We start from the raw sequence: 25,771 nt of genomic DNA on the forward strand, positions 1-25,771 counted from the left end.
TCCGCAGGGGACGAGGAGGTGATCGGGAATGGACCAACGACGCGCTGACCCGCGTGGCGCGCTGGTGCGTCCGTACGCGGTCACCCGTGGTCGTACCGAGCCCCGGCAGGACATCGCCCTCGAGGCCGTCCTCACCGCCTCGCCCACCCAGGTCGCCGAGTCCCGCTTCGCCGGGCATGACAAGCACCGCATCGCCACGGTCTGTGAGGGCCGAGCACAGTCGCTGGCGGAGATCGCCGCGTATACCCGGATGCCGCTGGGCGTCGCCCGGGTGTTGGTCGCCGACATGGTGGCCGAGAGCCTGCTGACGTTACACACTGCTGCTCCCGCCGAGGGGTTCGAGGAGCGGATGGAACTGCTTGGAAGGGTGCTAAGTGGACTTCGCAGGCTATGACCCCGCAGGGGGGCGGCCGGGCCGGGGAATCGTCTCCGCGAAGATCGTCGTCGCGGGCGGCTTCGGCGTCGGTAAGACGACACTGGTCGGGGCGATCTCCGAGATCACACCGTTGACCACCGAGGCGTTGATGACCGCGGCGGGTGTCGGCATCGACGATCCGTCCAAGGTGCCGGGCAAGGAGACCACCACGGTCGCCATGGACTTCGGCCGGATCACCATGGCCCAGGACCTGATCCTGTACCTCTTCGGTACACCGGGTCAGACCCGGTTCTGGTTCATGTGGGACGAGATCATCCGGGGGGCGGTGGGTGCCGCCGTGCTGGTGGACACCCGCCGGATCACCGACGCCTTCGCCCCGCTGGACTACTTCGAGAACCGCAACCTGCCGTACGTGGTGGCGCTGAACAAGTTCGACGGCGCACCGCAGTACGAGGCCGAGGAGGTCCGCGAGGCGCTGGCCATCTCGCCGCAGGTGCCGCTGGTGATGACCGACGCCCGGCAGCGGGACTCGGTCAAGCAGGTCCTGGTGACGGTGGTCGAGCACGCCATGCTCCGGCTCCAGTCCGAGCACGGGCGGGGCTTTCCGACGCCGGTCGGCTGAAGCGCCGCGTCACGGCCGGCTCGCGACGGCCGGCCGTGACGCGTTCAGGGAGTGTGTCGAGGCCTTCGCCGCACGCCCTAGTCGACCCGGAGCCGGTAGCCGCGTTTCACCACGGTCTGCACCACGCGGGGCGCGCGCAGGCCGGCCCGCAGCCGGGCGACGGCCATCTCGACGGCGTGCTCGTCCGCGCCCCGGGGCAGCGTCCGCAGCAACGCCGTGCGGGACAACACCCGACCCGGGGACTGGGCCAGCGCCCGCAGCACCGCCATCGGCGCGGGCGCGAGTGGCCGAAGCTCGCCGTCGATCACCGCGGCGTGCCCCCGCAACGTGAGCAGGTGCCCGCCGGCCTTGAACGTCACGGTCCGGCGGGGCAGCTCGTCGACGATCGTCCGCACCAACGCGCCCAACCGGGCCCGACCGGGTGCGCTCACCGGCACCCCGCGCCGCAGCAGCGGCTCGGCGGTCACCGCCCCGACGCAGCTGGCCAGCACGTCGCTGCGTAACGCGGACAGCACCGCGTCGGTCCGGTCACCGGCGGCCCGCAGCAACGCCTCGGCCGCCGGCGCCGAGGTGAACGTCACGGCGTCCACCAGCCGGCCGGCGATCAGGTCGATCAGCCGGTGCAGCGGCGCCGGATCGGTCGGCGGCGCCCAGCGGTAGACCGGCACCTCGATGACAGTGGCGCCCGCCGCCTCCAGCGCGAGCGTGCACTCGGGCTGCCGCTCGCCGTGCAACTGCATGGCGATGACCTGCCCGGCCACGCCGCGCCGGCGCAGGTGGTCGACCACCTCGTCGCAGCTCTCCGAGGCGGGCGACCACTGGTCGTGCAGCCCGGCCGCCCGGATCGCGCCGCGTGCCTTCGGGCCGCGCGCCACCACGTACGAGCTGGCCAGCACCGAACGTAGCGGCTCGGCCAGCCCCCAGCCCTCGGCCGCCTCCAACCAGCCGCGCATGCCGATGCCGGTGTTGGCCATCAGGATGTCCGGCGGCCGGTCGAGGCAGGCGCGGGTCGCCTCGCGCAGCTCGGTGTCGTCGGACAGCGGCACGATCCGCAGCGCCGGGGCGAGCACGACCCGGGCGCCCCGTCGTTCGAGCAGCGCGGCCAACTCGTCGCGCCGCCGGTCGGCGGTCACCCCGATGGTGAAGCCCGCCAGTTCTTCCCGCATCAACCCTCCTGTCGCAGCCGCACCTCGACCAGCCCGTTGCGGCAACGTGCGTCGTGCCGGGCCACGGCCACCCCGGGCAGGTCGAGGCAGTGCCCGCTGCGCAGGTCGTACACCTGCTTGTGCAGCGGGGAGGCGACCGTCGGCACTCCGCCACGGCTGCCGACGATGCCCCGGGACAGCACGTACGCCCCGGAGACCGGATCGCGGTTGTCGATCGCGAACAGCTCGTCGGCGGTCCGGAAGAGAGCGATCTGCACCCCGTCGACCAGGGCGGCGACGCCCCGATCCGGTTCCAACCGGTCGAGCAGACAGACGGTGGTCCAGGTCAGCGTGAGGGTCTGGGTCATCGCCGTACCTCCGGTAGGCCGAGGGTGACCGGTTGCCGACGGTGACCGTTGGTCGGCTCGGATCCGGTCGGGGACTGGTCGCGTACGGGTACCGGCTGGCCGCGTTCCCGGGTGAAGGTGATCGACGGGTCCGGTACGTCGGGGGCGTTGACGAAGGAGGTGTAGCGGCGCAGCCGATCCGGGTCGTCCAGGACGTCGCGCCACTCGTCGGAGTACGACGACACGTGCCGGGCCATCGCCGCGTCGAGGTCTTCGCAGAGTCCGAGCGAGTCGTCCACGATCACCGAGCGCAGGTGGTCCAGGCCGCCGTCCATCGCCTCGATCCAGCCGGCGGTGCGTTGCAGCCGGTCGGCGGTGCGGATGTAGTAGATCAGGAACCTGTCGATCAGCCTGATCAGCGCGTCTGTGGACAGGTCGGTGGCGAACAGGTCGGCGTGCCGGGGCCGGAAACCCCCGTTGCCGCCGACGTAGAGATTCCAGCCGGTCTCGGTGGCGATGATGCCGAAGTCCTTGCTGCGCGCCTCCGCGCACTCCCGGGCGCAACCGGAGACCGCCGACTTGAGCTTGTGTGGAGCGCGCAGTCCGCGATAGCGCAGCTCCAGCGCAACGGCCAGCCCCACCGAGTCCTGCACCCCGTACCGGCACCAGGTCTCGCCCACGCACGACTTCACAGTGCGCAGCGCCTTGCCGTACGCGTGCCCGGACTCGAAACCGGCGTCGACCAGCCGCCGCCAGATCTGCGGCAGCTGCTCCACCCGCGCCCCGAACAGGTCGATCCGCTGCCCACCGGTGATCTTCGTGTAGAGCTGGAAGTCCCGGGCGACCTCGCCGATCACGATCAGCTTCTCCGGGGTGATCTCGCCGCCCGGGATCCGGGGCACCACCGAGTAGCTGCCGTCGCGTTGCAGGTTGGCCAGGAAGTGGTCGTTGGTGTCCTGCAACGACGCCTGTTCGCCGTCGAGCACGTGCCCGCTGCCCAGCGAGGCGAGGATGGAGGCCACCACCGGCTTGCAGATGTCGCAGCCGCGGCCCCGACCGTGCTCGGTGACCAGCCGGGAGAACGTGCGGATGCCGCGGACGCGGACGATCTCGAACAGCTCCCGCCGGCTGACGTCGAAGTGCTCGCAGAGCGCGCTGGACTGTGCCACCCCGGCCGCGTCCAGGAGCTGCTTCAGCATCGGTACGCAGGAGCCGCAGCTGGTGCCTGCCCGGGTGCACGCCTTCAACGCCGGCACGTCCGCGCAACCGTCGGCGATGGCGGCGTCCACGTCGCCCCGGGTCACCGCGTTGCAGGAGCAGACCTGCGCGGCGGCGGGCAGCGCCCCGGCGTCCGCGCCGCCGCCGTCGGGGGCGAGCAGCGCCAGCGGTGCGGCCGGCAGCGGGCCGCCCACACTGGCCCGCAGCGTCGGGTACGCGCTGGCGTCACCGACCAGCACCCCGCCGAGCAGGGTGTGCGCGTCGTCGGAGAGAACAAGCTTCGCGTAGACCCGGGTGGCCGGGTCGGTGAACGTGACGTCCAGGCAGCCCTCGGTCGTGCCGTGGGCGTCGCCGAACGAGGCCACGTCGACGCCGAGCAGCTTGAGTTTGGTGGCGGTGTCCGCGCCCGGGAAGGTCGCCGCGCCGCCGACCAGCCGATCGGCCACCACCTCGGCCGTCGCGTACCCCGGTGCGACCAGACCGTGGCAGGTGCCGTCGACCGCCGCGCACTCTCCGACGGCCCAGATCCGCTCGTCGGCGGTACGACAGGTCGCGTCGACGAGCACCCCGCCGCGCGGGCCCAGCGGCAGACCGGCGTCCCGGGCCAACTGGTCCCGGGGCCGGATGCCGGCGGCCACCACCACCAGCTCGGCGTCGAGGGCGGTGCCGTCGGAGAGTTCCAGGGCCGCGACGCCGCCGTCCGGGCCGGGACGGATCGCGGTGGTCGCCACCCCGAGATGGGTCCGTACGCCCAACTCGTCGACGTAGCGGCGGAGCATCGCGCCACCGGCCTGGTCCACCTGCACCGGCATCAGCCGGGGCGCGAACTCGACCACGTCGGTGCTCAGGCCGAGCAGTCGCAGGGCATTGGCGGCCTCCAGCCCGAGCAGCCCGCCACCGATCACCGCGCCGACCCGCCGGCCCCGCGCGTACGCCCGGATCGCCGCCAGGTCGTCCAGGGTCCGGTAGACGAAGACCCCGGGCAGCTCGGTGCCGGCCACCGGAGGCACGAACGCGTACGACCCGGTGGCGAGCACCAGCGCGTCGTAGCGGTATTCGCCGACGGCGGTGGTCACCACCTGTCGGTCCCGGTCGAGGGCGGTGGCCGGCTCGCCGAGTCGCAGCCGCACCCCGTCGTGCGGGGTGTGCAGGTTGAGTTCGCTCTCACTGACCCCGTCGAAGTACGCCGAGAGCCGCACCCGGTCGTACGCCGGGCGCCCCTCCTCGGCCAGCACTGTCACCCGCCAGTTGCCCTGTGGGTCACGGGCGCGCAGCGCGTCCACGAAACGCTGCCCGACCATGCCGTTGCCGATGACGACCAGTTCGCCGCCGCTCATCGCGTCACCTCCACCGATTCCGCCTGGCTCAGCCAGCCGACGATGCCGCTCACCGCGTCCCGGCATCCGCCGCATCCGGTGCCGGCCCGGGTCGCGGCCACCACCGCATCGACCGTCCGGGCGCCGGAGCGCCAGCTTCTGACCAGTGCGCCCTTGCTCACCGTGTTGCACTGACAGACCGTGGCCGCGTCCGGCATCAGCGCCGGTGAGGCGGCCGGGGCCGCGCCGACCGCACCGAGCGCCCGGCCGAGCAGCAGCGCCCGTCGGTCACTGGGCACCGGCTGACCACGGTCGAAGAGTTGGATCACCGTGCCGACCGCCGGGTTGTCGCCGAGCAGGATCGCGCCGATCAGTCGCTCGTCCCGGATCCGCAACCGGGCGTAGGTGCCCCGGGTCGGGTCGGCGAAGGTCAACTCCTCGCCCGGCCCGCCACTGGACGCGTCACCCATCGAGGCCAGGTCGATCCCGGCGGCCTTCAGCCGGGTCACCACCGGGCGGGGCCGGTACCGGGCCAGTGGGTCCGTCCCGGTCAGCACGTCCGCGAGCGCCTGGGCCTGCGCCCAGGCGGGCGCGACCAGGCCGGTGAGCACGCCGTCGTGCTCGGCGCAGTCGCCGATCGCCGAGATGGACCGGTCGCTGGTGCGCAGCCGGTCGTCCACCACCACGCCGCGCCGCACGGTCAGACCGGCGGCCTGCGCGAGGGCGGTGTCCGGGCGTACGCCACAGGAGAGCACCAGCAGGTCGGCGCGGAGCGACCGGCCGTCGGCCAGGTCGAGGCGGACACCGCTGGCGTCCGCGGCCACGCCGGTCGCCGACACCCCCAGTTGGACGGTGACGCCGAAACCGGCGAGCGTGCCGGCGAGCACCGCGCCGGCAGTCGGGTCCAGTTGCCGTTCCATCAGGTGCTCTCTCGGGTGCACCACTGTGGTGGTCAGCCCCCGGGTGGCCAGCCCTCGGGCGGCCTCCAGACCGAGCAACCCGCCGCCGAGCACCAGCGCGCTGCGGGCGCCGTCCGCCGCGGCGAGGATCCGCCGGCAGTCGTCCAGGGTCCGGAAGGGGACCACCCGCTCCGGCAGGTTCGCCGGGTCGAGGCCGGGCAGTGGCGGCACCACCGCACGGGCACCGGTGGCGAGCACCAGGTGGTCGTATCCGATCCGTTCGCCGTCGTCGGTGCGGACCTCCCGGGCGGACCGGTCGATGGTGGCCACCGGTACGCCGCTGCGCAGGTCGACGCCGTGGCCGGCGGCCTCGGTCAGCTCCACGTCCGGTTCGTCGATCCGGCCGGCCAGCAGTGTGGAGAGCAGGATCCGGTTGTACGCGCGGTGTGGCTCGGCCCCGAGTACCGTGACCTTCCGGTCTCCCTCCCGGGCGTGCAGCTCACCGGCGAGGCGCGCGCCCGCCATCCCGTTGCCGACGATGACCACCCGGGCGGTCATGCCTTCTCCACCCGGACGGCGCAGATCTTGAATTCGGGCATCCCGGAGATCGGGTCCACCGCGTCGTTGGTCACCGAGTTGGCGCGTCCCGCCCCCGCGTAATGGAACGGGGCGAACACGGTGTCGGGTCGGATCCCGGCGCTGAGCCGGGCCGGCGCGCGGAACTCACCTCGGCGCGAGGTGACCCGCACCGGGTCGCCGTCGTCGATGCCCAGCCGGGTGGCCAGGTCGGGGTGCAGTTCGACGAACGCCTCCGGGGCGGCACGCCGTAGCGCGGCCACCCGTCGGGTCTGGGTGCCCGACTGGTACTGCGCCAGCACCCGACCGGTGGTGAAGTGCAGCGGGTACGTGGCGCAGACCTCCTCGGCGGCCGGCCGATGGTCGACGGGGTGGAAGCGGGCCCGGCCGTCCGGGGTGGCGAACTCCTCGGCGAAGAGTCGGGGCGTGTCCGCCCCGTCCTCGGTCGGGCAGGGCCAGTAGACCCCGTCGTCGGCGTCGATCCGGTCCCAGCTGATCCCGGCGTAGTCGGCGGCCCCACCGGCGGAGGCGCGGCGCAGCTCGGCGAAGACGACGGCCGGGTCGGCCGGGAACCGAGCCGCCGCGACGGCGGCCCGTCGCACGCTGGCCGGGCTGGCGTCGGCCGGGTCGGCGTCCGTCGACTCGGTCTCGGCCAGCCGCGCCGCCAGGTCCGAGATGATGGCGAGGTCGGTCCGGACGTCCGGCGGGGGCGGTCGTAGCGCGCGTCGACGCAGCACCCGACCCTCCAGGTTGGTCATGGTGCCGTCCTCCTCCGCCCACTGCGCGGTCGGCAGCACCACGTCCGCCAGCGCGGCCGTCTCGGAGAGCAGGAGGTCCGCGACGACCAGCAGGTCGAGGTCGCGCAGCCGGCCCTCGATCCGGGCCGCCCGGGGTGCCGAGACCACCGGGTTCGACCCGAACACCAGCAACGCGCGCGGGCCACCCGGGGTGCCGAGCGAGTCGAGCAGTTGGTAGGCGGGCACTCCCGGGCCGGGCAGTTCGTCGGCCGGCACGCCCCAGACCCCGGCCACGTGCTCCCGGGCCGCCGGGTCGTCGATCCGCCGGTAGCCGGGCAGCTGGTCGGCCTTCTGCCCGTGCTCCCGCCCGCCCTGGCCGTTGCCCTGGCCGGTGAGGCACCCGTACCCCGAACCGTCGCGGCCGGGCAGCCCGAGGGCGAGGGCGAGATTGACGTACGCGGTGACGGTGTCCACCCCCTTGGCGTGCTGCTCGGCGCCGCGCGCGGTCAGGATGATCACGCGACCGCCGGTGCCCAGCGCTCGGGCGGTCGCCTCCAGGTCGGCCACCGGCACCCCGGAGAGCTGTTCCGCGCGAGCCGGCCACCAGGCGGCGACGCCTCGGCGGACCGTGTCGAAGCCGGTGGTGCGGTCGGCCACGTAGGCCCGGTCGACCCAACCCTCGGTGAGGGCGATGTGCAGCAGCGCGTTGGCGACCGCGAGGTCGGTGCCGGGCAGGGGTTGCAGGTGCAGGTCGGCCTGGCGGGCGGTGGCGGTGACCCGGGGGTCGATGACGATCAGTTTTCCGCCGTTGCGGCGCTGCTCGGTGAGCCAGCGCACCAGCGGCGGCATGGTCTCCGCCGGGTTCGCTCCGACCAGCAGCAGCGTGTCGGCCCGGCCCAGGTCGGCGAGGGGGAACGGCAGCCCGCGGTCGATGCCGAAGGCGCGCATCCCGGCGGCTGCCGCGGAGGACATGCAGAACCGTCCGTTGTAGTCGATGTGCCGGGTGCGCAGCCCGATCCGGGCGAACTTCCCCAACGCGTACGCCTTCTCGTTGGTCAGGCCCCCACCGCCGAAGACGGCGACCGCGTCCCGGCCGGCGTCGTCCTGAACGGCGCGGATGCCGGCGACCACCCGGTCGAGCGCGGTGTCCCAGCTCGCCGGGTGCAGTTCGCCGGTGGCCGCGTCGCGCACCAGCGGAGTGGTCAGCCGATCCGGGTGGTCGAGCAGTTCGGCGGAGGTCCAACCCTTCTGGCAGAGCCCGCCCCGGTTGGTGGGGAACTCGCGCGGGTGGACCGTGACCCCGGCGTCGTCCGCGCGCAGCGTCATCCCGCACTGCAGTGCGCAGTACGGGCAGTGCGTCGCCACTTCCCGGGGCGTCGACCCCGGCGGAGTCGCCGACCGTGCACCGTCTGTCATGTCGGCAAAGCGTGCCGCCGGGCGGTTTCCGGTCCGGGTCCCTTCTGTTTCGGTCCTGTCAAGTGGGGCTCACACCGCACAGGAGCAGCGGGCGCGTTGGAGGGTGCAACCTGTGGAGCTGAGTCGTTGACGACATCGGGCCGTTGACTCGTTTGCGACATCAGCTCCGAAGCGGCAGCGCACTCCACCTCGTGGAGGCGGTCAGCGCCGGTCGGCGCGGCGTGGTCGGCGGGTGAGGGACAGCCAGGCCAGGAACCGGGCGTGCAGTGCTCGCGGGTCCGGACGAACACCCAGCGAGTACAGGTCGTCAAGCGTGGCCTGCATGGTCGCGGCCAGATCGACCACACGGACCGTTCGCGAGGGGCCCGGCGGAATGCGCTGTTCGCGTCCGATGGCAGGTGCGGGCCGGACGGCCTTTGGAGCTGAATCGCTGACGACATCAACGTCGTTCATCGGCTTATAATGTGGGAAAGTTGTCTCAATAGATGGGAGCGCGCGATGAGCGTGACGGACGTCTTCGACGCGGTGGCCGGCACGTACGACGAGGCGCGCGGGCGGTTGATCCCGTGCTTCGACGCCTTCTACGGCACTGCCGTCCAGGTGGCCGCGCCGCCGTTGCGGGCCGCGCTCGCCGCCGGGCGTACGCCGGAGGTCTTGGATCTGGGTGCCGGCACCGGCCTGCTCTCCCTGCTGCTGTCCGCAGCGGTGCCCGGAGTCCGGCTGACCCTGGTGGACGGAGCGCCGGCGATGCTCGCCCGCGCCACCGACCAGTTGGACGCCCGGTCCGTGCCACACCGAACGGTCCACGCCGACCTGGCCGACGAGCTGCCGCCGGGCCGGTACGACGCGGTGGTCAGCGCGCTGGCGATCCACCACCTGGACGACGCCGGCAAGCGCGAGCTCTACCGGCGGGCCGCCGCCGCGTTGGCGCCGGGCGGGGTCTTCGTCAACGCGGAGCAGGTCGCCGGCCCGACCGCGGAGCTGGACCGGCGGTACGACGAGGTGTGGCTGGAGCGGATCACCGAGCTGGGCGCGTCCCCCGACGAGATCGCGGCTTCCCGGGAGCGGATGCGCCACGACCGCCCGGCTACGGTGGCCGACCAGTGCCGGTGGCTCGGCGAGGCGGGCCTGGTCGACGTCGACTGCTACTTCAAGGAGTGGCGCTTCGCGGTGTTCGGCGGCCGGGCCGGGTAAGCCCGACGGAATGTGCGTTTCGCCGCCGGGGGGCGAGCCGGTGGACGCAGGGATGACTGTTGGTCACACCGGCGGGTAATCTGCTCGGCATGACTGCCAAGGTGACTCTCTCGTTCACGGACGAGACGATCGAGGAGGCGCGGCGGTTCGCCAAGCGCGAAGGGCTGTCGCTCTCCGCGTGGATGGACCAGGCCGCCCGGGAAAAGGCGCTGCGCGAGGTCTTCACCGCGCACGCCGCCGCCGTGGGCCGCGCCAGCCTGGATCTGGAGTCCGCCGCGCTCGCCGACGCCCGCGAGGTGGGCATGGTCAACGACCTGTTCTCCGGCGGACGGCCGCGTGCTGCGTAGGGGTGAGATCTGGCGCATCGAGGGCGCCCGGGAACGCCTCGGCCTGGTGATCAGCTCGGACGTCTACAACTCCACCGACGTGCCCATCGTGATCGTGGTCGAGGTGGTCGAGGAGTCGCTCCTGCGGGACTCGCCGCTCGCCGTGTCGATGGGCCGGTACGTGGTGATGCCCGACCGGATCTCCTCGCCCATGAAGAAGTGGTTCACCGCGTGCGTGGACGTCGCCGACACCGACACCATGCTCCGGGTCGGGCGCGCGCTGCGCATCCTCCAGCAGCTCTGACCGTAAGGCAGCTCTGAGCGCCCCGGTGGCGTGCTCACCATCGCCGCCGGCCGGTGGTGCGATCCCCGTTTCCGGCCCGACCCGCGACGGGCACTGCCAGGTAACCGGGTGTTCCTAGCGTTTCCCCTCGTCACATCGACGAGGAGGAGCCGCCGTGAGCACGCTCACCAGCACCGTAGTCACCGCCGAGCCGCCTGCCGTCACCGGTCGCCGGCAACCGCTGCACGACTGGCGCCCCGAGGACCCGGACTTCTGGCAGGCCACCGGCGCGCCGATCGCCCGGCGCAACCTCTGGGTCTCGATCTTCGCGGAGCACGTCGGCTTCTCGGTGTGGAGTCTCTGGTCGGTCACTGTGCTCTTCCTCGGCCCCGCGTACGGCATCGATCCGGCCGGGAAGTTCCTGCTCACCGCCGTGCCGGCCGCACTGGGCGCGGTGCTGCGGCTGCCGTACACGCTGGCGGTGGCCCGCTTCGGCGGACGACGCTGGACGATCATCAGCGCACTGCTGTTGCTGGTGCCCGCGGTCCCGATGACGGTGCTGCTGGAGCCCGGGGTGTCCTACACCACCCTGATGGTGCTCGCCTGCCTCACCGGGGTCGGCGGCGGCAACTTCGCCTCCTCCATGGCGAACATCAACCTGTTCTACCCACAGCGGCTCAAGGGGCGGGCGCTCGGGCTCAACGCCGGTGGCGGCAACCTGGGCGTACCCGCCGTGCAGCTGGTCGGCCTGGCGGTCCTCGCCACAGCGGGCGCCGCGTACCCCCGGTTGGTGCCGGCGGTCTACCTGCCGCTGATCGTGCTGGCCGCCCTGGCCGCGGCCCGCTGGTTGGACACAGTGCCCGGGGCGCGCAACGAGCCGGGAGCGTTGCGGGAGGCGGCCCGCGATCCGCACACCTGGGTGATGTCGCTGCTCTACATCGGGACCTTCGGCTCGTTCATCGGCTTCGGTTTCGCCTTCGGTCAGGTGCTCCAGCTCCAGTTCGCCGAGCGGTTTCCCACCCCGGTCGACGCTGCCTGGCTGACCTTCCTGGGCCCGCTGGTCGGCTCGCTGATCCGGCCGCTGGGTGGGCACCTCGCCGACCGGTTGGGCGGGGCGCGGGTGACGTTCTGGAACTTCGTGGCGATGGCGGCCGGCGCGAGCACCGTGCTGTACGCGGCCCGGGAGCGCTCGTTCGGGCTGTACCTCGCCGGGTTCCTCGCCCTCTTCGTCTTCTCCGGCGTCGGCAACGGCTCCACGTACAAGATGATCCCGGCGATCTTCCGGGCCCGGTCGGCGGAGGCGGTGGCCACGGGTCAGCGTGATCCGGAGGCCGCCGCCCGGTGGGCGCGGCGGATGACCGGCGCGTTGATCGGCATCGCGGGTGCGATCGGCGCCTTCGGCGGGGTGTTGGTCAACATCGCGTTCCGCCAGTCGTTCCTCAGCTCGGGCAACGCCGACGCCGCCTACCTGGCCTTCATCGGCTGGTACGCGTTGTGCTTCGCGGCCACCTGGGTGGTCTACCGCCGTCCGAGGGCCGGTCGACTCGCCAACGTGTGAGCTGAGCCACCCTCGGCGCGTCGCCGCGCGGCACCGCACCCCCGTTTTGACCTGCGGACGGGGCGCCGGGTATCGTTGCCTGCTGTTGTACGACATCCAGAGGCGTGCCCCATCAGGTACGCTTGGTCGTTCGTGCGCGCTGGTCCGGCCTGCTAGATCTGGTCACCTCGGCGCGCGACCCCAGACCGACGACGAGACAAGGTAGACCTGTGCGTACGTACAGCCCGAAGCCGGGTGAGATCGAGCGTCAGTGGCACGTCATCGACGCCTCTGATGTCGTGCTGGGCCGCCTGGCCACCCACGCCGCCACGTTGCTGCGTGGTAAGCACAAGCCGACTTTCGCGCCGCACGTCGACACGGGCGACTTTGTCGTCATCGTGAACGCGGGCAAGGTTGCGTTGACCGGCAACAAGCGCCAGACCAAGGTCGCTTACCGCCACTCCGGTTACCCGGGTGGTCTGAAGCAGATCGGCTACGACGAGCTGCTGACCAAGCGTCCCGAGCGGGCCATCGAGCTGGCCGTGAAGGGGATGCTCCCGCACAACAAGCTCGGCCGTCAGCTGATCAAGAAGCTGAAGGTCTACGCCGGTGCCGAGCACCCGCACCTCGCGCAGCAGCCGGTGCCGTTCGAGATCAAGCAGATCGCGCAGTGAGCGCGGGCGAAGGAAGCAGCATGACCGACATCATCGAGACCGAGGTCGCCCCGGAAGCCCCCGAGGCCACCGAGGCGCCGGCGCCCGTTGCCCGCGCGCCTCGTGGTGACCGGCCGATCCAGACCGTGGGCCGCCGCAAGGAGGCCATCGTCCGGGTCCGCATCGTCCCGGGCACCGGCAAGATCACCTGCAACGGCCAGGACCTCGAGGCGTACTTCCCGAGCAAGGTGCACCAGCAGCTCATCAAGGACCCGCTGGTCACCGCCGAGAAGCTCGAGCAGTTCGACGTCATCGCCAACCTGCGTGGCGGCGGCACCACCGGTCAGGCCGGTGCGCTTCGGCTGGGCATCGCCCGCGCGCTGATCATCAACGAGCCGGACGACCGCCCGGCCCTGAAGAAGGCCGGCTTCCTCACCCGTGACGCCCGGGTCAAGGAGAGCAAGAAGTACGGTCTCAAGAAGGCCCGTAAGGCTCCCCAGTACTCGAAGCGCTGATCTTTTCCAGCGCGTTGTACTTCTGACGGACGGCCGGTCCGCCTCCCCCTCGGGGGAGGCGGGTCGGCCGTTCCGCTTTCTCCTCACTGGCAGTGCTCTCTCGGAGGTTGGCGGGTATGGGTCGGTTGTTCGGCACGGACGGCGTACGCGGGCGGGCAAACGCGGATCTCACCCCGGAATTGGCGCTGGCGCTCGCGGTGGCCGCCGCGCACACACTCGCCGAGACGGACCGCAGCCATCCGCCGTTGGCCGTCGTCGGTCGCGACACCCGCGCCAGCGGCGAGATGCTGGAGGCCGCCGTGGTCGCCGGGCTGACCAGTGCCGGCGCCAACGTGGTGCGGGTCGGCGTGCTGCCCACCCCTGCGGTGGCGTTCCTCACCGCGGAGGCCAAGGCCGACCTGGGTGTGATGCTCTCCGCGTCGCACAACCCGATGCCGGACAACGGCATCAAGCTCTTCGCCGCCGGTGGGCACAAGTTGCCCGACGAGATCGAGATGCAGATCGAGGCGGCCGTCGAGACGAACGCCACCACCGCCTGGGACCGGCCGATCGGTGCCGGCGTCGGCCGGGTGCACGACCTGCTCGACGGTGCCGACCACTACGTCCAGCACCTGGTGGGCACCGTTCCGCACCGGCTCGACGGGATCAAGGTCGTGGTCGACTGCGCCAACGGCGCCGCCGCCGAGGTCGCCCCCGTCGCCTACCGGGAGGCCGGCGCGGAGGTCATCGCCATCCACGCGGAGCCCGACGGGCTGAACATCAACGACGACTGTGGCTCCAACCACATCGAGGCGCTGCGCGCCGCCGTGGTCGAGCACGGCGCCCACCTGGGCATCGCCCACGACGGCGACGCCGACCGCTGCCTGGCGGTCACCGCCGACGGCGACGAGGTGGACGGCGACCAGGTCATGGCGATCCTGGCGCTGGCCATGCGTGACGCCGGCACGCTCACCCAGGACACCCTGGTGGCGACCGTGATGAGCAACCTCGGCCTCCGCCTGGCCATGTCCGCACAGGGCATCCGGCTGATCGAGACCAAGGTCGGCGACCGGTACGTGCTGGAGGAGCTGCGCGCCTCCGGGCTGGCGCTCGGCGGTGAGCAGAGCGGCCACATCGTGATGCCCGCGCACGCCACCACCGGCGACGGGGTGCTCACCGGCCTGCACCTGATGGCTCGGATGGCGGCCACCGGCCAGTCCCTCGCCGAGTTGGCCTCGGTGGTCACCAAGCTGCCCCAGGTGCTGATCAACGTGCCGGTCGGCGACCGCACCGTCGGTGCCGCCGCGCCCGCCGTCCGCGCCGAGGTCGAGCGGGCCGAGGCGGAGCTGGGGGAGACCGGCCGGGTGCTGCTGCGCCCGTCGGGCACCGAACCGCTGGTCCGGGTGATGGTCGAGGCGGCCACCGAGGCAACCGCCCGTGAGGTCGCCGAGCGGATCGCCGAGCTGGTCCGTACCGCGAGCCCGGTCGCCTGAGACCACCTCGGGACGGCGTCACAACCGCAGTCGGGCCGCCCGCTCGTAGGTGTCGGCGGGGTCCTCGCCGTCGGTGAGGTCGAGGTCCTCGGTGACGCGTCCGTCGGTCAGTCGGACCAGCCGGTCGCAGCGGGCAGCGATGGCCTGTTCGTGGGTGGCGAGCAGGATGGTCATGCCGTGCCGTTCACGGAGGTCGAGCAGCAGGTCGAGGATCTGCCCGCCGGTGGTGGAGTCGAGGTTGCCGGTGGGCTCGTCGGCCAGTAGCAGGCCCGGTGCCCCCATCAGGGCGCGAGCGATGGCGACCCGTTGCTGCTGGCCACCGGAGAGCTGCGCGGGCAGGGCGCGCTCCCGCCCGGCCAGGCCGACCGCGTCGAGCAACTCGCGGGCTCGGGTCGCGTGATCGGCCCGGCCCCGGCGGGGGAGGACCGGCGCGATCACGTTGTCCAGCACGGTGAGTGCGGGCAGCAGGTGGTAGCGCTGGAACACGAACCCGACCCGTTGCCGGTAGCGGGCGAGGGCCGCCCGACGCAGGTCGCTGACCACCACGTCGTCGACGGTCACGGTGCCCTCGTCGGGCTGCTCGATCGCGCCGACGAGATGCAGCAGCGTCGACTTGCCCGACCCGCTCGGCCCGGTCAACGCCACCACCGAGCCGGCCGCGACGGTCAGGCACACGTCGTCGACCGCGGTCAGCTGGTCCGCGCCGGTGCCGAATCGCCGTGTCAGGTGGTCGACCGAGATCGCGCTACCGATCTGCTCGCTCATGACTGCTACTCCTCTGCCAGAAGTCGGGCGGGTCGTAGGCGCGGCAGCAGGGCGGCGGGCACCAGCGCGGCGACGGCGCTGACCAACGCGCCCGCCAGCGCTACCAGCGCGGCCACCAGGAGCAGCGCGCCGGGAAGCGCGCCGATCAGCCAACCCGCGCTGGCCAGGCCGACGGCTGCGCCGGTCGTCGAACCGACGAGCCCCAACGTCAGCCCCTCGTAGCCGACCAGCCGGCCGAGTTCGGCGTCGGTCCAGCCGATCGCCCGCAGGGTGGCCAACTCGGCGGCCCGGTCGCGGATGTTCAGGTAGAGCACGTCCGCCACCGCAGCGGCACCGAGCAGCACGGTGGCCGCAGCGGCCACGGTGTCCGCGCCGCGCACGCTCAGCGAGACCACGTCGCCGAGCAGACTGCCGACGATCGCGCCCCGGAACGCCCACGCGGCGGCGGTGACCAGCGTCAGCGCGGCCACCCCGATGGCCAGCGCGCCGGCGCCGAGGAACGTGCGCCCGGGGGTGCGGGCCAGATTCACCAGCGCCACACCGAAGAGGGTGCGTGGCCGGCGTACCCAGCCCGCGGGAGCGACGATCGGGCGGAGGGCGGCGGCCGGGTGGGTGCGCGCGGCCCGCAGCGCCGGCACCAGGCCCGCTGCCACCGCGAGCAGCAGGGCGATGGGTACGGCCAGGGCCGACCGCCGCCAGTCGACGTCGATGCCGAGCGCCATCCCGAGCGGCACCGCGAGGGTCAGCGAGAGCAGACCGGCGACGAGCCCGAGCAGGGCGACCTCGCCCAGGATCAGCGCCGCGATGCGGCGGACCGGCCAGCCGAGACAGGAGAGCACCGCCAGTTCGGAGCGCCGGTCCCGGACGGCGGCGCTGACCGCGTTGCCGAGGAAGAGCACGCAGACCACCAGCACCAGCACGAAGAGCACCAGGCTCTTACGGTCCACCGCCTGGGTGATGATCGACGCCACGCCGAGTGCGGACCAGTTCTCGGTCAGCCGCAGCATCGGCCGGCCGAACGAGCCTGCCGGCAGCTCCACGGTCTGCGGCGCCCCCGACGAGCCGAGGGTGATGTCCACGTCCAGCCCGGTGCGTGCCGCGATCTGCTCGGCGACCAGGCGGACCCGCTCGGCGGACCGCTCGCTGTAGCCGCCCACGTCGGCCACCCGTACCCGGATGGCGCTGATCGGGGCCTTGGCCTGTGGCCCGCCGCCACCCTCCAGGATCTTCGGCACGCTGCCGAGGTTGGTGAGGAGCAGCGGCGGCGCCGAGAGGTAGCCGGCGGGATTGCCGCTGGGCGCCAGCGGTTGACCGCCCAGCGCTGCCCGGCTGCGATCGTCGGCACCCTCTGCCGTCGGCGCCTGGTAGGTCTCCAGCGGCAGTTGGCCGAGGCCACCGAACCCGGCCAGCCGGCCCGGATCGAAGACACCGACGGCCCGCCAGAAACGATTGGCGGTGTTCGCGCCCACGGGTAGCGGCAGCGCCCGGATCGCTCGGGAACCGGTGTCGTCGGCGAGCCAGGGTCGGGGCAGCGGGTTGAACGTCTCCATCTTGCCGTACACCTCGGGGTCGCCGGGCGGTTGCTGGCGGGCCCGCAGGCTGCCGTCGGGGAGCCGGTCGTACTGCACCTCGGCCGACTGCACGACCGTCTGAAGTTGGCCGTGGCAGCACCCGGCCAGGGAAAGCTCCTCGGTGAGCATCGCCTGGTGCCCGGCGGTGAGGTCGTACCGGCCGGACCCCGCGGGAGTCCCCCCGGGGCGGCTCAACGTCTGCTCCAGGTCGATCGCCTCCACCCCGGCGGGGCTGATCGCGAGCCGGGTGAACCTGGCCGCCAGCGACTCGTCGATGAAGGGTCGGTTCGTGACGAGGACCGGGACCTCGTGGTTGTCCGCTGAGCCCCGGCGGTTGACGGCGACCTTGTCGTCCGTGCGGACGGCGCGACCGGTGACTACGGCATCGTCGAGTCCGACGAGTTGTTCCTCGGCCGCCGGGTCCACAGCGGCCAGGAGGAACGGCACGGTCAGGTCGTACGCCATCACCAGCCGGTCGGTGGGTGCAGCGGAGCCGTCCCGGTCGGTCGCGAGGATGTGGGAGTCGGCCTGGAACCGGCCGTCGGGCAGCAGTTGGACGGCGTGCAGGGACCAGTCCTCGCGCTCGGAGTAGGTGCCCGGGTTGCCCAGCAGCGCGTATCCCGGATCGCAGATGGGAAGGCTGCGTCCGTCCGGCTGTACCTCGCGGGGGGTCGGCCCGCAGGTGTCCGACCAGGAGTAGGACCGCCCATCGGAGTACGGCACGGCGTCACTGTCGATCTCCCCGTCGATCCGGGGGTAGATCAACGGCTTCTTGGTCACGTAGACGTACCGGGGTTTGCCCGGGGCGCTGGAGAGACCGCGTTCGGCGTGGAAGGTCGGGTCGACCCGGATCACCTGCTGGTCCAGCGTGCGGTCGACGGCGTCGGTGAGGTCGAGCGGCGTCGGTAGCAGGGTGGTGGAATAGCCGAGCATCGCGATCGGGGCCGCCACCTCGACGCCGGGGATAGTGGTCACCTGCTCGTACTGCTGGGTGGTGATGCCGCCGAAGAGCCCGGAGAGATAGTTGGGGCGGACCAGCCCGCGCTCGGCTTCCAGTGGCGTGCGGGTCCCCTTCGGACGGACCAGGATCTCGTAGGCGACCTGGGTGTTGCGCTCGACAGTGCCGGTGACGTCCAGACGAGAGGTGGTGGTGGCGCCGGTCAGGACCACGAAGCCGGTGGTGGCCACCAGCACGCCGACCAGCAGCGCCACCGACCGCCCCGCACGGCCGCGCAGCTGTCTCCAGATGAAGCCGAGCATCGCGCCTCCCCGTGTGCTGGCTCTCACTCTGCGCGATACATTGTGACAATGCAAGACCCGTACCGGAGGTGACATGGCGATCCAGCACGCTGTCCTCGCCCTGCTCGCTGGTGGCCCGAGCCACGGCTACCAGCTCAAGGGCGCGTTCGAGGCCGCCGTCGGCCCGCAGTGGGGGCCGCTGAACATCGGCCACCTCTACCAGATCCTCGACCGGCTCTCCCGGGACGACCTGGTCGTCGCCGAACGGCAGCCGCAGCCGATCAAGCCGGATCGGGTGGTCTACGAGATCACCCCGGCCGGCCGCGCGGAGTTGGCGCGGTGGCTGGCCGAGCCGAGCCCGCGCAGCGGTGGATTCCGGGACGACTTCTTCCTCAAGGTCACCGCCGCCGCCCGGTCCGGCTCCGCGGCGACGGTCCGCGCGGTACTGAGCAACCAGCGCGGGCACCTGCTGCGCGAGCTGCGCAATCTGGACGGCCTACGGCGGGCCGCCGAGGACCCGGTGGTCGGGTTGCTGCTCACGGCGGCCAGCCGGCACGTGACCGCGGACCTGTCGTTCGTGGACGACGCCGAGGCGGTGCTGCTCGGTGACGAGGGTCAACTGCTCACCCGTCTCGCGACGTCGACAGCGGATCAGTCGGCGACCGACCCGGGATCGGCCGGCGCTGGGCGGGTCAGCGGTTCGGGCCCAGAGCGCGCAGCCGGGTGACCGCCTCGGTCAGCACCTCCGGGCGCTTGCAGAAGGCGAACCTGACCAGCCGCCGGCCCGCGTCGACGTCGTCGTAGAAGACCTGGGTGGGAACCGCCACCACACCGCAGCGCTCCGGCAACGAGCGGCAGAACTCCACACCGTCCCGGCCGCCGAGGGCGGTGATGTCGGCGGTGACGAAGTACGTCCCCTCGGAGTCGAGCACCTCGAACCCGGCGTCGGTGAGACCACCGACGAGCTGGTCACGCCGCTGCTGGAGACCGTCCCGGAAGCCGGTGTAGTAGTCGTCCGGCAGGGCCAGCGCCACGGCCACCGCCGGTTGCAGCGGCGCGGCGTTGACATAGGTGAGGAACTGCTTGACCCGGAGCACCGCCGAGACCAGCGCCGCCGGGCCGCTCGCCCAGCCGACCTTCCACCCCGTGCAGGAGAACGTCTTGCCGGCCGACGAGATGCGCAGCGTCCGCTCCCGCATCCCGGGCAGGCTGGCCAGCGGCACGTGCGGGCTCGCCGCGTCGGTGAAGGCGAGGTGCTCGTACACCTCGTCGGTGACCGCGTACGCGCCGAACTCCTGGCACAGTTCGGCGACCTGCGCCAACTCGGTCGGGGTGAAGACCTTGCCGGTCGGATTGTGCGGCGAGTTCAGCAGCACCAGCCGGGTACGCGGGCCGAACGCCGCGCGCAGCGTCGCCGGGTCGAAGGCGTACCGGCCGTCGGCCGTGGGGCGCAGCGTCACCGGGCGGCGGACCGCGCCGGCCAGCGCGATCGAGGCGGCGTACGAGTCGTAGTACGGCTCGAAGCAGATCACCTCGTCGCCCGGTTCGCAGAGCGCGAGGATGCTCGCCGCGACCGCCTCGGTCGCGCCCGCGGTGATCACGATCTCGCCGTCCGGGTCGTACGCCAGGTCGTAGAACCGCCGCTGATGCGCCGCGACGGCCGCGCGCAGGGCGGGAATCCCCGGGCCCGGCGGGTACTGGTTCTGCCCGCCACGCAGCGCCTCGGCGGCGGCGGCCAGCATCTCCGGCGGGCCGTCGGTGTCGGGAAAGCCCTGGCCGAGGTTGACCGCACCGGTGCGTACGGCGAGGGCGGACATCTCGGCGAAGATCGTCGTGCCGAACGGCCGCATCCGGGCCACCAGCGGGTCGACATCGGTGCTCGTCGTCACCTGCGCCAGCCTACGGCCATACCCGGCTCGGACCCCAGCGTCAGTCGCGCCCGCAACTGGTCGACCAGTACCCCCGGGTCTTGTCGACGACCGGCTTGCCGGCGCCGGTGACCGTGACGACGCAGTCGAGCGGTCTCTCACCCTCATCGTCGGCCCATCTGGCCTCCACCATCACCCGGGTCTTGCCGTTGGTGCGGATGGTGGTGCGCCAGGGCAGCTTCTGGCCGTCGACGTGGATGAGGTCGCTCTCGGCGTCGAAGTACGCCAGATCGACGACACCCGACCCGCTGAGCTCGTAGACCACAGTCACGGGTGCCGGTCCTGAGGTCGGTCGGGTGATCGGCTTCTTGCTGGGGGTTGGCGGTGCGATGGATGGCCTGGTGGTGGGTCTTTCCGGGATGATCGGCCCGGTGGTGGGCTCCGTCCAGCCGTCGTCGGGGACGCCCCACGGCTCCTCAGCTGTCGGGTCCGAGTTGGTCGGGTCGAGCCACAGGCCACCCGCGCAGAGGCAGCCGCACACGAGTAGGACGAGTACCACGAAGGCCGCGACGACGACCCCGACGATCCGCCCGCCGCTCGTGGCCGGCTTGCCGGGCACCTGCGGATACCCGGGGTAGGCGTACGGCGGCGGATAGCCGGGCGGTGGCCAGCCACTGCCGGGCGGCGGATAGCCGGGCGGTGGCCAACCAGCGGTCGGCGACTGCTGGTCGGGCATGGGCCACCCCGCTGGGGGTGGCGATCCGGCCGACGGCGGGCCTGAGGCGTCGGGCGACCACGGGGGCGTCTGCGGGTCGGGCGTCCACGGCGTGGGGGACGGTTGTGGCGTCCACTGGGTGGCGGGCGGAGACGGCGTCCACGGCGCGGCCGGCGGGGGCGGTGACCAGGGGGCCTGCGGTGCCCACGGCTGGCCCGGAGCCAACGGGTCCGGGGCCGGAAACGGAATTGAGGACGGCGGCGCCGTCGGATCCGGCGGGGGTGCGGGGGAGGCCGGGTCCGGAGCGGATGAGGGGCTCGGGTCGGGCGACGGCGCGTCGGACATGGCTGCTCCGGGCGGGAGTGGGTATGGGACGAACGGGCCGTGGACGGGAGCGCCAAACCCGCCGAGAGACTGTCGCACCCGAAGGCCTGTCGCAACCCCGCCCTCCAAGGCGGGCGCGAGCGGGCTGTGACGCTCGTCCCGTTGCGGCCGCGCAGGCCCTGATCGCTCAGATTCCGTGATTGATAACCCGACTTTCGAGCAACCAACATGAGTGAAACTGGGTTAGGCTGCGGGCCATGTGTGGAATCGTGGGATACGCGGGCGCGCGCCCCGCACTCGGCATCGTCCTCGACGGGCTGCGGCGGCTGGAATACCGTGGCTACGACTCGGCAGGCGTCGCGATCGTCTGCGCCGACCAGCTGCTGACCGAGAAGAAGGCCGGCAAGCTGGCCAACCTGGAGAAGGTGCTGTCCGAGCGGGCCGCCGACGACCCGACCTCCTGCGCGGCCAGCCCGATCGGCATCGGTGACGGCACCACCGGCATCGGGCACACCCGGTGGGCCACCCACGGTGGCCCGACCGACCGCAACGCCCACCCACACGTCGCCCCCGACGGGCGGGTCGCGGTGATCCACAACGGCATCATCGAGAACTTCGCCAAGCTCCGCGCCGAACTGGAGGCCGACGGCGTCCAGTTCACCAGCGACACCGACACCGAGTGCGCCGCGCACCTGCTCGCCGCCGCGCTGGCCGACCTGCGCGCCGCCGGCCAGCCGGACAGCCCGCAACTGCTCGCCGCCGGCATGCGCGTGGTCTGCCAGCGACTGGAGGGCGCGTTCACCCTGCTCGCGGTGGACGCCGCCGTGCCCGGTGCGGTCGTCGGCGCCCGGCGCAACTCGCCGCTGGTGGTCGGCCGGGGCGACGGGGAAAACTACCTGGCCAGCGACGTGGCCGCGTTCATCGAGCACACCCGGGAAGCGGTCGAGCTGGGCCAGGACCAGATCGTGCTGATCACCGGTGACAGCATCGAGATCACCGACTTCGAGGGCCAGCCCGCCGCCGGCAAGGACTTCCACATCGACTGGGACTCCTCGGCCGCGGAGAAGGGCGGCTACGACTGGTTCATGCTCAAGGAGATCGAGGAGCAGCCGCAGGCCATCGCCGACACGCTGCTGGGCCGGCTCACCGAGAGCGGTGAGATCGCCCTCGACGAGGTCCGCCTCAGCGACCAGGATCTGCGCGACGTCGACAAGATCTTCATCGTGGCCTGCGGCACGGCGTACCACGCCGGCATGGTCGCCAAGTACGCCATCGAGCACTGGACCCGGATCCCGTGCGAGGTGGAGCTGGCCAGCGAGTTCCGCTACCGCGACCCGGTGCTCGACCGGTCCACGCTGATCGTGGTCATCTCCCAGTCCGGCGAGACGATGGACACCCTGATGGCGCTGCGCCACGCCAAGGAGCAGAAGGCCCGGGTGCTGGCCATCTGCAACACCAACGGCTCGACCATTCCCCGCGAGTCCGACGCCGTGCTCTACACGCACGGCGGGCCGGAGATCGCCGTCGCCTCCACGAAGGCGTTCCTCACCCAGGTCGTCGCCTGCTACCTGATCGGCCTGCACCTGGCCCAGGTGCGCGGGATCAAGTTCGCCGACGAGGTGGGCGCGGTGGTCGCCCAGTTGCAGGAGATTCCCGGCAAGCTGCGTGAGCTGCTCGACCGGATCGATCCCGTCCGCGAGCTGGCCCGGGACCTGAAGTCCGAGCCGACAGTGCTGTTCATCGGCCGGCACGTCGGCTACCCGGTGGCCCTGGAGGGCGCGCTGAAGCTCAAGGAGTTGGCGTACATGCACGCCGAGGGCTTCGCCGCCGGCGAGCTGAAGCACGGCCCGATCGCCCTGATCGACAAGGGCACCCCGGTGATCTGCGTGGTGCCCTCGCCGGTGGGCCGGGGCATGCTGCACGACAAGGTCGTCTCCAACATCCAGGAGGTCCGGGCGCGGGGCGCGCGGACCATCGTGATCGCGGAGGAGGGCGACGAGGCGGTCGTCCGGTACGCCGACCACCTGATCTACGTGCCGCGTACGCCCACCCTGCTGGCCCCGCTCGTCACCACGGTGCCGTTGCAGGTGCTCGCCGCCGAGATCGCCGCCGCCCGGGGGCACGACGTGGACCAGCCCCGCAACCTGGCCAAGTCGGTCACCGTCGAGTAAGCCTCAGCGGCCCAGCACGACCCGGGCCATCCCGTCCAACGCGGGATTGCCCGGGTCCCAGTAGCCGGTGTGCCCGCCTCGCCCACTGCCGAAGACCCGAGCGCCGAACCCGGGATCCGACGGGTCGTGCCCGAACCACAGTTCGTGCCCGGTCTGGCCCGGCCAGCCCAGCACGGCGGCCAGCGGAGCCGTACGCAGCAGGGCCCCTCGGCCCAGCTCCTCCGGTGACCGGGCCGCCCGGATCACGTCGTCGGGAGCGCTGCTCGCCCAGACCTCCCCGGGTGGCACGCCCAGCTCGGTGGCGTGCGACGCGCCGACACCGGGGGAGCCGACGAAGACCAGCGCGTCGGCGGCCAGGCCGTGCTCCCGGGCGGCCACCCCCACCACCAGCGACCCGTAGCTGTGCCCGAGCACCGTCTGCCGGGCCGGCGGCCCGTCGTGGCTGACGCGCAGCCCCTCCTGGAAGCGGTGCAACGCGGGGCCGGCGTCCCGGGCCTGACCCGCCGAGGCTGCCTCGGTCAGCAGATCCGGGGCGTCGTAGTCCAACCAGAGCACCGCCGAGCTGCGCTCGTCCGGGGCGAGCGCGGCGCACCGCTCCAGCACCCGGGCCGCCCTGCCCAGCTCGCCGGAGGCGTCGTCCAGGCCGGCGGTCATCCCCGGCACGTAGGTCAGCACCCGGTCGGCGTGGTCCGGGTCGCCGAGCGCCACCACCGCCCGGCCCTCACCCGCCGGATCCAACCCGAGCAGGTACGCCCGCGGCGCCTCGCCGCCCGTCAGCCGCCCGACCAGCGCGTCCAGACCGGCCAGCCGTCCGGCCACCCCGCGCAACCGGATCAACGCGAGTGGCCCCGGCGGCACCCGGGACAGCAGCCGGTGCCGCTCGGCCAGCAACTCCGTACGCCAGGCGTCGAGCCGTAACCGGTTGGCCTGGTCACGGGCGGCCACCGGCAGCCCGTCCAACCGGCCGACCACTGCCGGCTCGCGCGCGATCAGCCACCGTCGCTGCGCCGGGGTCAACCCGGACCACCAGGCGCTGACCAGCGCGGGCGCTGCACCGAAGGCCGGTCGGCCCGGCGGGGGCGGGGACGCCCAACCGGTGCCGGCGGCCCTGGCCAGGTCATCCAACCGGTCGGCGGCGACCCGGTCCGCAGCGGCTGCCCCGTCGAGCGCGGCCCGCAGGGCCGCGGCCACGCCAGCCGCGGCGACCCCGGCCCGCTCGGTGGGCCGAAACCGGGCGGGATCGACCCGCACCCCACCCGAGCGGTCCACCAGCAGACCGGCCGCCTCGGCCTGGGCGACCGCCTGGGAGAGCCGCGCCTTCGCCACCGCCAGCCCACCGGCCAACTCGGCCAGCACCTGGTCGACCTCGATCAGCGCGGGTGCGATCGAGGTCAGCTCGTCACGCAGACCGTTCAGTCGAGTGTCCGCCGCAGTGGCTGCCGCACCCGACCAACCGCCTCGCAACCGCCCGGTGGCCGTGCGAAGCTCGCCGAGATGCCGATCGAGTGGCCCGGCCAACCCCGCCCACGCCGCCCCGGCGGCCCGCCACCCGCCGGGATCGACAGCCCACAGCTGTCGGTAACCGACGCTGCTCACCGGGGTAGGGAGGCGAACCGGCCGGCGGCCCGGTCGTCCACCGTCTCGTACGCCTCGGCCGCCGCCCGGACCCCGCCGGAGGTCACCGCGACCCGGGCACCCAGCCGGCAGAACCAGGAGTGCCCGGCCGCCTCCAACCGGGCCAGCGCCGCGCCGGCTCGCCATTCGGGCGCCGCCACCACCAGCCCGGGCAACCCCGCGAGGCCCAACGCCAACCGGCGCGCCTCGTCGTCGAGCAGGACGGCGACCGCCCGCAACTCCTCCGGCTGGACGGCGAACGGCTCGTCGGTCATGACCACACCCCCGTGGACGATCGGCATCGGCGCGCTGACGCTAGGCGCGTACCGGAGGTCGCGCGGTGCCCTGTGGACAGCCGACGTCGAGGCGTACCCCGGGGTGTCCACAGGCGTTGCCCAGCGCGAGCCCGACGGCTAATCTGCGGCCTCGACCGCCGGTAGGGTGGTGTGGTGATCGTCGCTGTCGGCATCGACGTCGTCCTGGTCGACCGGTTCGCCCGGGCCCTGGCACGGACGCCGCTGCTCGCCGACCGGCTCTTCACCGAGGCCGAGCGGCACACCCGCTCCGGCAGCCCGCGCTCGCCCGAGTCGCTCGCCGCCCGGTTCGCCGCCAAGGAGGCGGTGGCCAAGGCGCTCGGCGCGCCGGCCGGCCTCAACTGGCACGACTGCGAGATCGTGCCCGACCCGGATGGCCGCCCCTGGCTGGCCGTCTCCGGCACTGTCGCGGCGGTGGCCGACGCACGTGGGGTCAACCACTGGCATCTCTCGTTGTCGCACGACGGCGGGATCGCGTCGGCGATGGTGGTCGCGGAACGATGACGTCGGCCGGGAGGGCCGGTCAGGTCCGCCCGCTAACGGAATGGGACACGGTGG

The 25,771-nt window shown here is 72.7% G+C and carries 24 protein-coding genes; 12 read left to right on the plus strand and 12 right to left on the minus strand.

Going from position 1 to position 25,771, the window contains the following annotated elements:
- The first annotated feature begins 28 nt into the window (after positions 1-28).
- Together ABTW72_RS31620 and ABTW72_RS31625 are read left to right on the plus strand one after the other, a co-directional pair.
- Positions 29-394, plus strand: a complete 366-nt coding sequence (locus ABTW72_RS31620; RefSeq protein WP_007465174.1) for a DUF742 domain-containing protein — start codon at positions 29-31, stop codon at positions 392-394.
- A complete protein-coding gene (locus ABTW72_RS31625; RefSeq protein ID WP_030329978.1) occupies positions 375-998 on the plus strand; it encodes a GTP-binding protein in 624 nt (207 codons plus the stop codon). Before ABTW72_RS31620 ends, ABTW72_RS31625 begins: the two co-directional genes overlap by 20 nt.
- 77 nt (positions 999-1,075) lie before the next feature.
- On the opposite strand, the gene ABTW72_RS31630 is transcribed toward ABTW72_RS31625, so the two are convergent.
- From ABTW72_RS31630 to ABTW72_RS31655, 6 genes are all read right to left on the minus strand, one after another.
- On the minus strand, positions 1,076-2,164 hold the full coding sequence (locus tag ABTW72_RS31630; protein ID WP_350865345.1) for a uroporphyrinogen-III synthase: 1,089 nt from the start codon (positions 2,162-2,164) through the stop codon (positions 1,076-1,078).
- Positions 2,164-2,511: a nitrite reductase small subunit NirD gene (gene nirD / locus ABTW72_RS31635; protein ID WP_091402335.1), complete on the minus strand. Its 348-nt coding sequence runs from the start codon at positions 2,509-2,511 to the stop codon at positions 2,164-2,166. Before nirD ends, ABTW72_RS31630 begins: the two co-directional genes overlap by 1 nt.
- Positions 2,508-5,045 (minus strand): nitrite reductase large subunit NirB, encoded by a 2,538-nt coding sequence (gene nirB / locus ABTW72_RS31640; RefSeq protein WP_350865348.1) that lies wholly within the window; start codon positions 5,043-5,045, stop codon positions 2,508-2,510. The genes nirD and nirB overlap by 4 nt, the downstream gene beginning before the upstream one ends.
- Complete coding sequence (locus ABTW72_RS31645; protein ID WP_350865351.1) at positions 5,042-6,481, minus strand: FAD-dependent oxidoreductase; 1,440 nt, start codon at positions 6,479-6,481, stop codon at positions 5,042-5,044. Before ABTW72_RS31645 ends, nirB begins: the two co-directional genes overlap by 4 nt.
- The gene (locus ABTW72_RS31650) at positions 6,478-8,652 is read right to left on the minus strand and encodes a molybdopterin oxidoreductase family protein (RefSeq protein WP_350865353.1); all 2,175 of its coding nucleotides are present in this window, start codon (positions 8,650-8,652) and stop codon (positions 6,478-6,480) included. The genes ABTW72_RS31645 and ABTW72_RS31650 overlap by 4 nt, the downstream gene beginning before the upstream one ends.
- Before the next feature lie 201 nt (positions 8,653-8,853).
- Positions 8,854-8,997 carry a hypothetical protein gene (locus ABTW72_RS31655; RefSeq protein WP_350865355.1) on the minus strand — a complete coding sequence of 48 codons (144 nt, stop codon included), beginning with the start codon at positions 8,995-8,997 and terminating at the stop codon, positions 8,854-8,856.
- A 153-nt stretch (positions 8,998-9,150) separates the two neighbouring features.
- Between ABTW72_RS31655 and ABTW72_RS31660 the strand changes: the two genes are divergently transcribed.
- The 7 genes from ABTW72_RS31660 (at position 9,151) to glmM (ending at position 14,632) form a co-directional block, all read left to right on the plus strand.
- A complete protein-coding gene (locus ABTW72_RS31660) occupies positions 9,151-9,846 on the plus strand; it encodes a class I SAM-dependent methyltransferase (RefSeq protein ID WP_350865357.1) in 696 nt (231 codons plus the stop codon).
- Positions 9,847-9,935: 89 nt separating this feature from the next.
- The gene (locus ABTW72_RS31665; RefSeq protein ID WP_091403518.1) at positions 9,936-10,193 is read left to right on the plus strand and encodes a DUF6364 family protein; all 258 of its coding nucleotides are present in this window, start codon (positions 9,936-9,938) and stop codon (positions 10,191-10,193) included.
- On the plus strand, positions 10,183-10,476 hold the full coding sequence (locus tag ABTW72_RS31670; protein WP_091402325.1) for a hypothetical protein: 294 nt from the start codon (positions 10,183-10,185) through the stop codon (positions 10,474-10,476). Before ABTW72_RS31665 ends, ABTW72_RS31670 begins: the two co-directional genes overlap by 11 nt.
- 154 nt (positions 10,477-10,630) lie before the next feature.
- Positions 10,631-12,013 carry a nitrate/nitrite transporter gene (locus tag ABTW72_RS31675; protein WP_350865360.1) on the plus strand — a complete coding sequence of 461 codons (1,383 nt, stop codon included), beginning with the start codon at positions 10,631-10,633 and terminating at the stop codon, positions 12,011-12,013.
- 209 nt (positions 12,014-12,222) lie between these two features.
- Positions 12,223-12,666 carry a 50S ribosomal protein L13 gene (gene rplM / locus ABTW72_RS31680; protein ID WP_053653864.1) on the plus strand — a complete coding sequence of 148 codons (444 nt, stop codon included), beginning with the start codon at positions 12,223-12,225 and terminating at the stop codon, positions 12,664-12,666.
- A gap of 20 nt (positions 12,667-12,686) precedes the next feature.
- Entirely contained in the window at positions 12,687-13,160 is a 474-nt protein-coding gene (gene rpsI / locus ABTW72_RS31685) for a 30S ribosomal protein S9 (RefSeq protein ID WP_112626216.1), read from the plus strand.
- 116 nt (positions 13,161-13,276) lie between these two features.
- Positions 13,277-14,632, plus strand: coding sequence for a phosphoglucosamine mutase (gene glmM / locus ABTW72_RS31690; protein WP_091402319.1), 1,356 nt, complete (start codon positions 13,277-13,279; stop codon positions 14,630-14,632).
- An 18-nt stretch (positions 14,633-14,650) separates the two neighbouring features.
- Here the strand turns inward: glmM and ABTW72_RS31695 are convergent, their stop codons facing one another.
- Both ABTW72_RS31695 and ABTW72_RS31700 read right to left on the minus strand, forming a co-directional pair.
- Complete coding sequence (locus tag ABTW72_RS31695) at positions 14,651-15,397, minus strand: ABC transporter ATP-binding protein (protein ID WP_350865364.1); 747 nt, start codon at positions 15,395-15,397, stop codon at positions 14,651-14,653.
- 5 nt (positions 15,398-15,402) lie between these two features.
- Positions 15,403-18,228, minus strand: coding sequence for an FtsX-like permease family protein (locus ABTW72_RS31700; RefSeq protein WP_350865366.1), 2,826 nt, complete (start codon positions 18,226-18,228; stop codon positions 15,403-15,405).
- 73 nt (positions 18,229-18,301) lie between these two features.
- Here ABTW72_RS31700 and ABTW72_RS31705 point away from each other — a divergent pair, with 73 nt between their 5' ends.
- Positions 18,302-18,934, plus strand: coding sequence for a helix-turn-helix transcriptional regulator (locus ABTW72_RS31705; protein ID WP_350865369.1), 633 nt, complete (start codon positions 18,302-18,304; stop codon positions 18,932-18,934).
- On the opposite strand, the gene ABTW72_RS31710 is transcribed toward ABTW72_RS31705, so the two are convergent.
- Together ABTW72_RS31710 and ABTW72_RS31715 are read right to left on the minus strand one after the other, a co-directional pair.
- Positions 18,900-20,057: a pyridoxal phosphate-dependent aminotransferase gene (locus tag ABTW72_RS31710; RefSeq protein WP_350865434.1), complete on the minus strand. Its 1,158-nt coding sequence runs from the start codon at positions 20,055-20,057 to the stop codon at positions 18,900-18,902. The genes ABTW72_RS31705 and ABTW72_RS31710 overlap by 35 nt on opposite strands.
- Before the next feature lie 79 nt (positions 20,058-20,136).
- A complete protein-coding gene (locus ABTW72_RS31715) occupies positions 20,137-20,811 on the minus strand; it encodes an MmpS family transport accessory protein (RefSeq protein ID WP_350865372.1) in 675 nt (224 codons plus the stop codon).
- A gap of 560 nt (positions 20,812-21,371) precedes the next feature.
- Here ABTW72_RS31715 and glmS point away from each other — a divergent pair.
- On the plus strand, positions 21,372-23,285 hold the full coding sequence (gene glmS / locus ABTW72_RS31720; protein WP_350865375.1) for a glutamine--fructose-6-phosphate transaminase (isomerizing): 1,914 nt from the start codon (positions 21,372-21,374) through the stop codon (positions 23,283-23,285).
- Between the two features lie 3 nt (positions 23,286-23,288).
- Here the strand turns inward: glmS and ABTW72_RS31725 are convergent, their stop codons facing one another.
- Together ABTW72_RS31725 and ABTW72_RS31730 are read right to left on the minus strand one after the other, a co-directional pair.
- Positions 23,289-24,881 carry an alpha/beta hydrolase gene (locus tag ABTW72_RS31725; RefSeq protein WP_350865378.1) on the minus strand — a complete coding sequence of 531 codons (1,593 nt, stop codon included), beginning with the start codon at positions 24,879-24,881 and terminating at the stop codon, positions 23,289-23,291.
- Positions 24,878-25,174, minus strand: coding sequence for a hypothetical protein (locus ABTW72_RS31730; RefSeq protein ID WP_350865381.1), 297 nt, complete (start codon positions 25,172-25,174; stop codon positions 24,878-24,880). Before ABTW72_RS31730 ends, ABTW72_RS31725 begins: the two co-directional genes overlap by 4 nt.
- Before the next feature lie 174 nt (positions 25,175-25,348).
- Here ABTW72_RS31730 and ABTW72_RS31735 point away from each other — a divergent pair, with 174 nt between their 5' ends.
- Positions 25,349-25,717 carry a holo-ACP synthase gene (locus ABTW72_RS31735; RefSeq protein WP_091403516.1) on the plus strand — a complete coding sequence of 123 codons (369 nt, stop codon included), beginning with the start codon at positions 25,349-25,351 and terminating at the stop codon, positions 25,715-25,717.
- Positions 25,718-25,771: the final 54 nt, after the last annotated feature.

Origin of the sequence: Micromonospora sp. NPDC127501, assembly GCF_040302185.1 — a bacterium.
In the GTDB taxonomy this organism is placed as follows: domain Bacteria; phylum Actinomycetota; class Actinomycetes; order Mycobacteriales; family Micromonosporaceae; genus Micromonospora.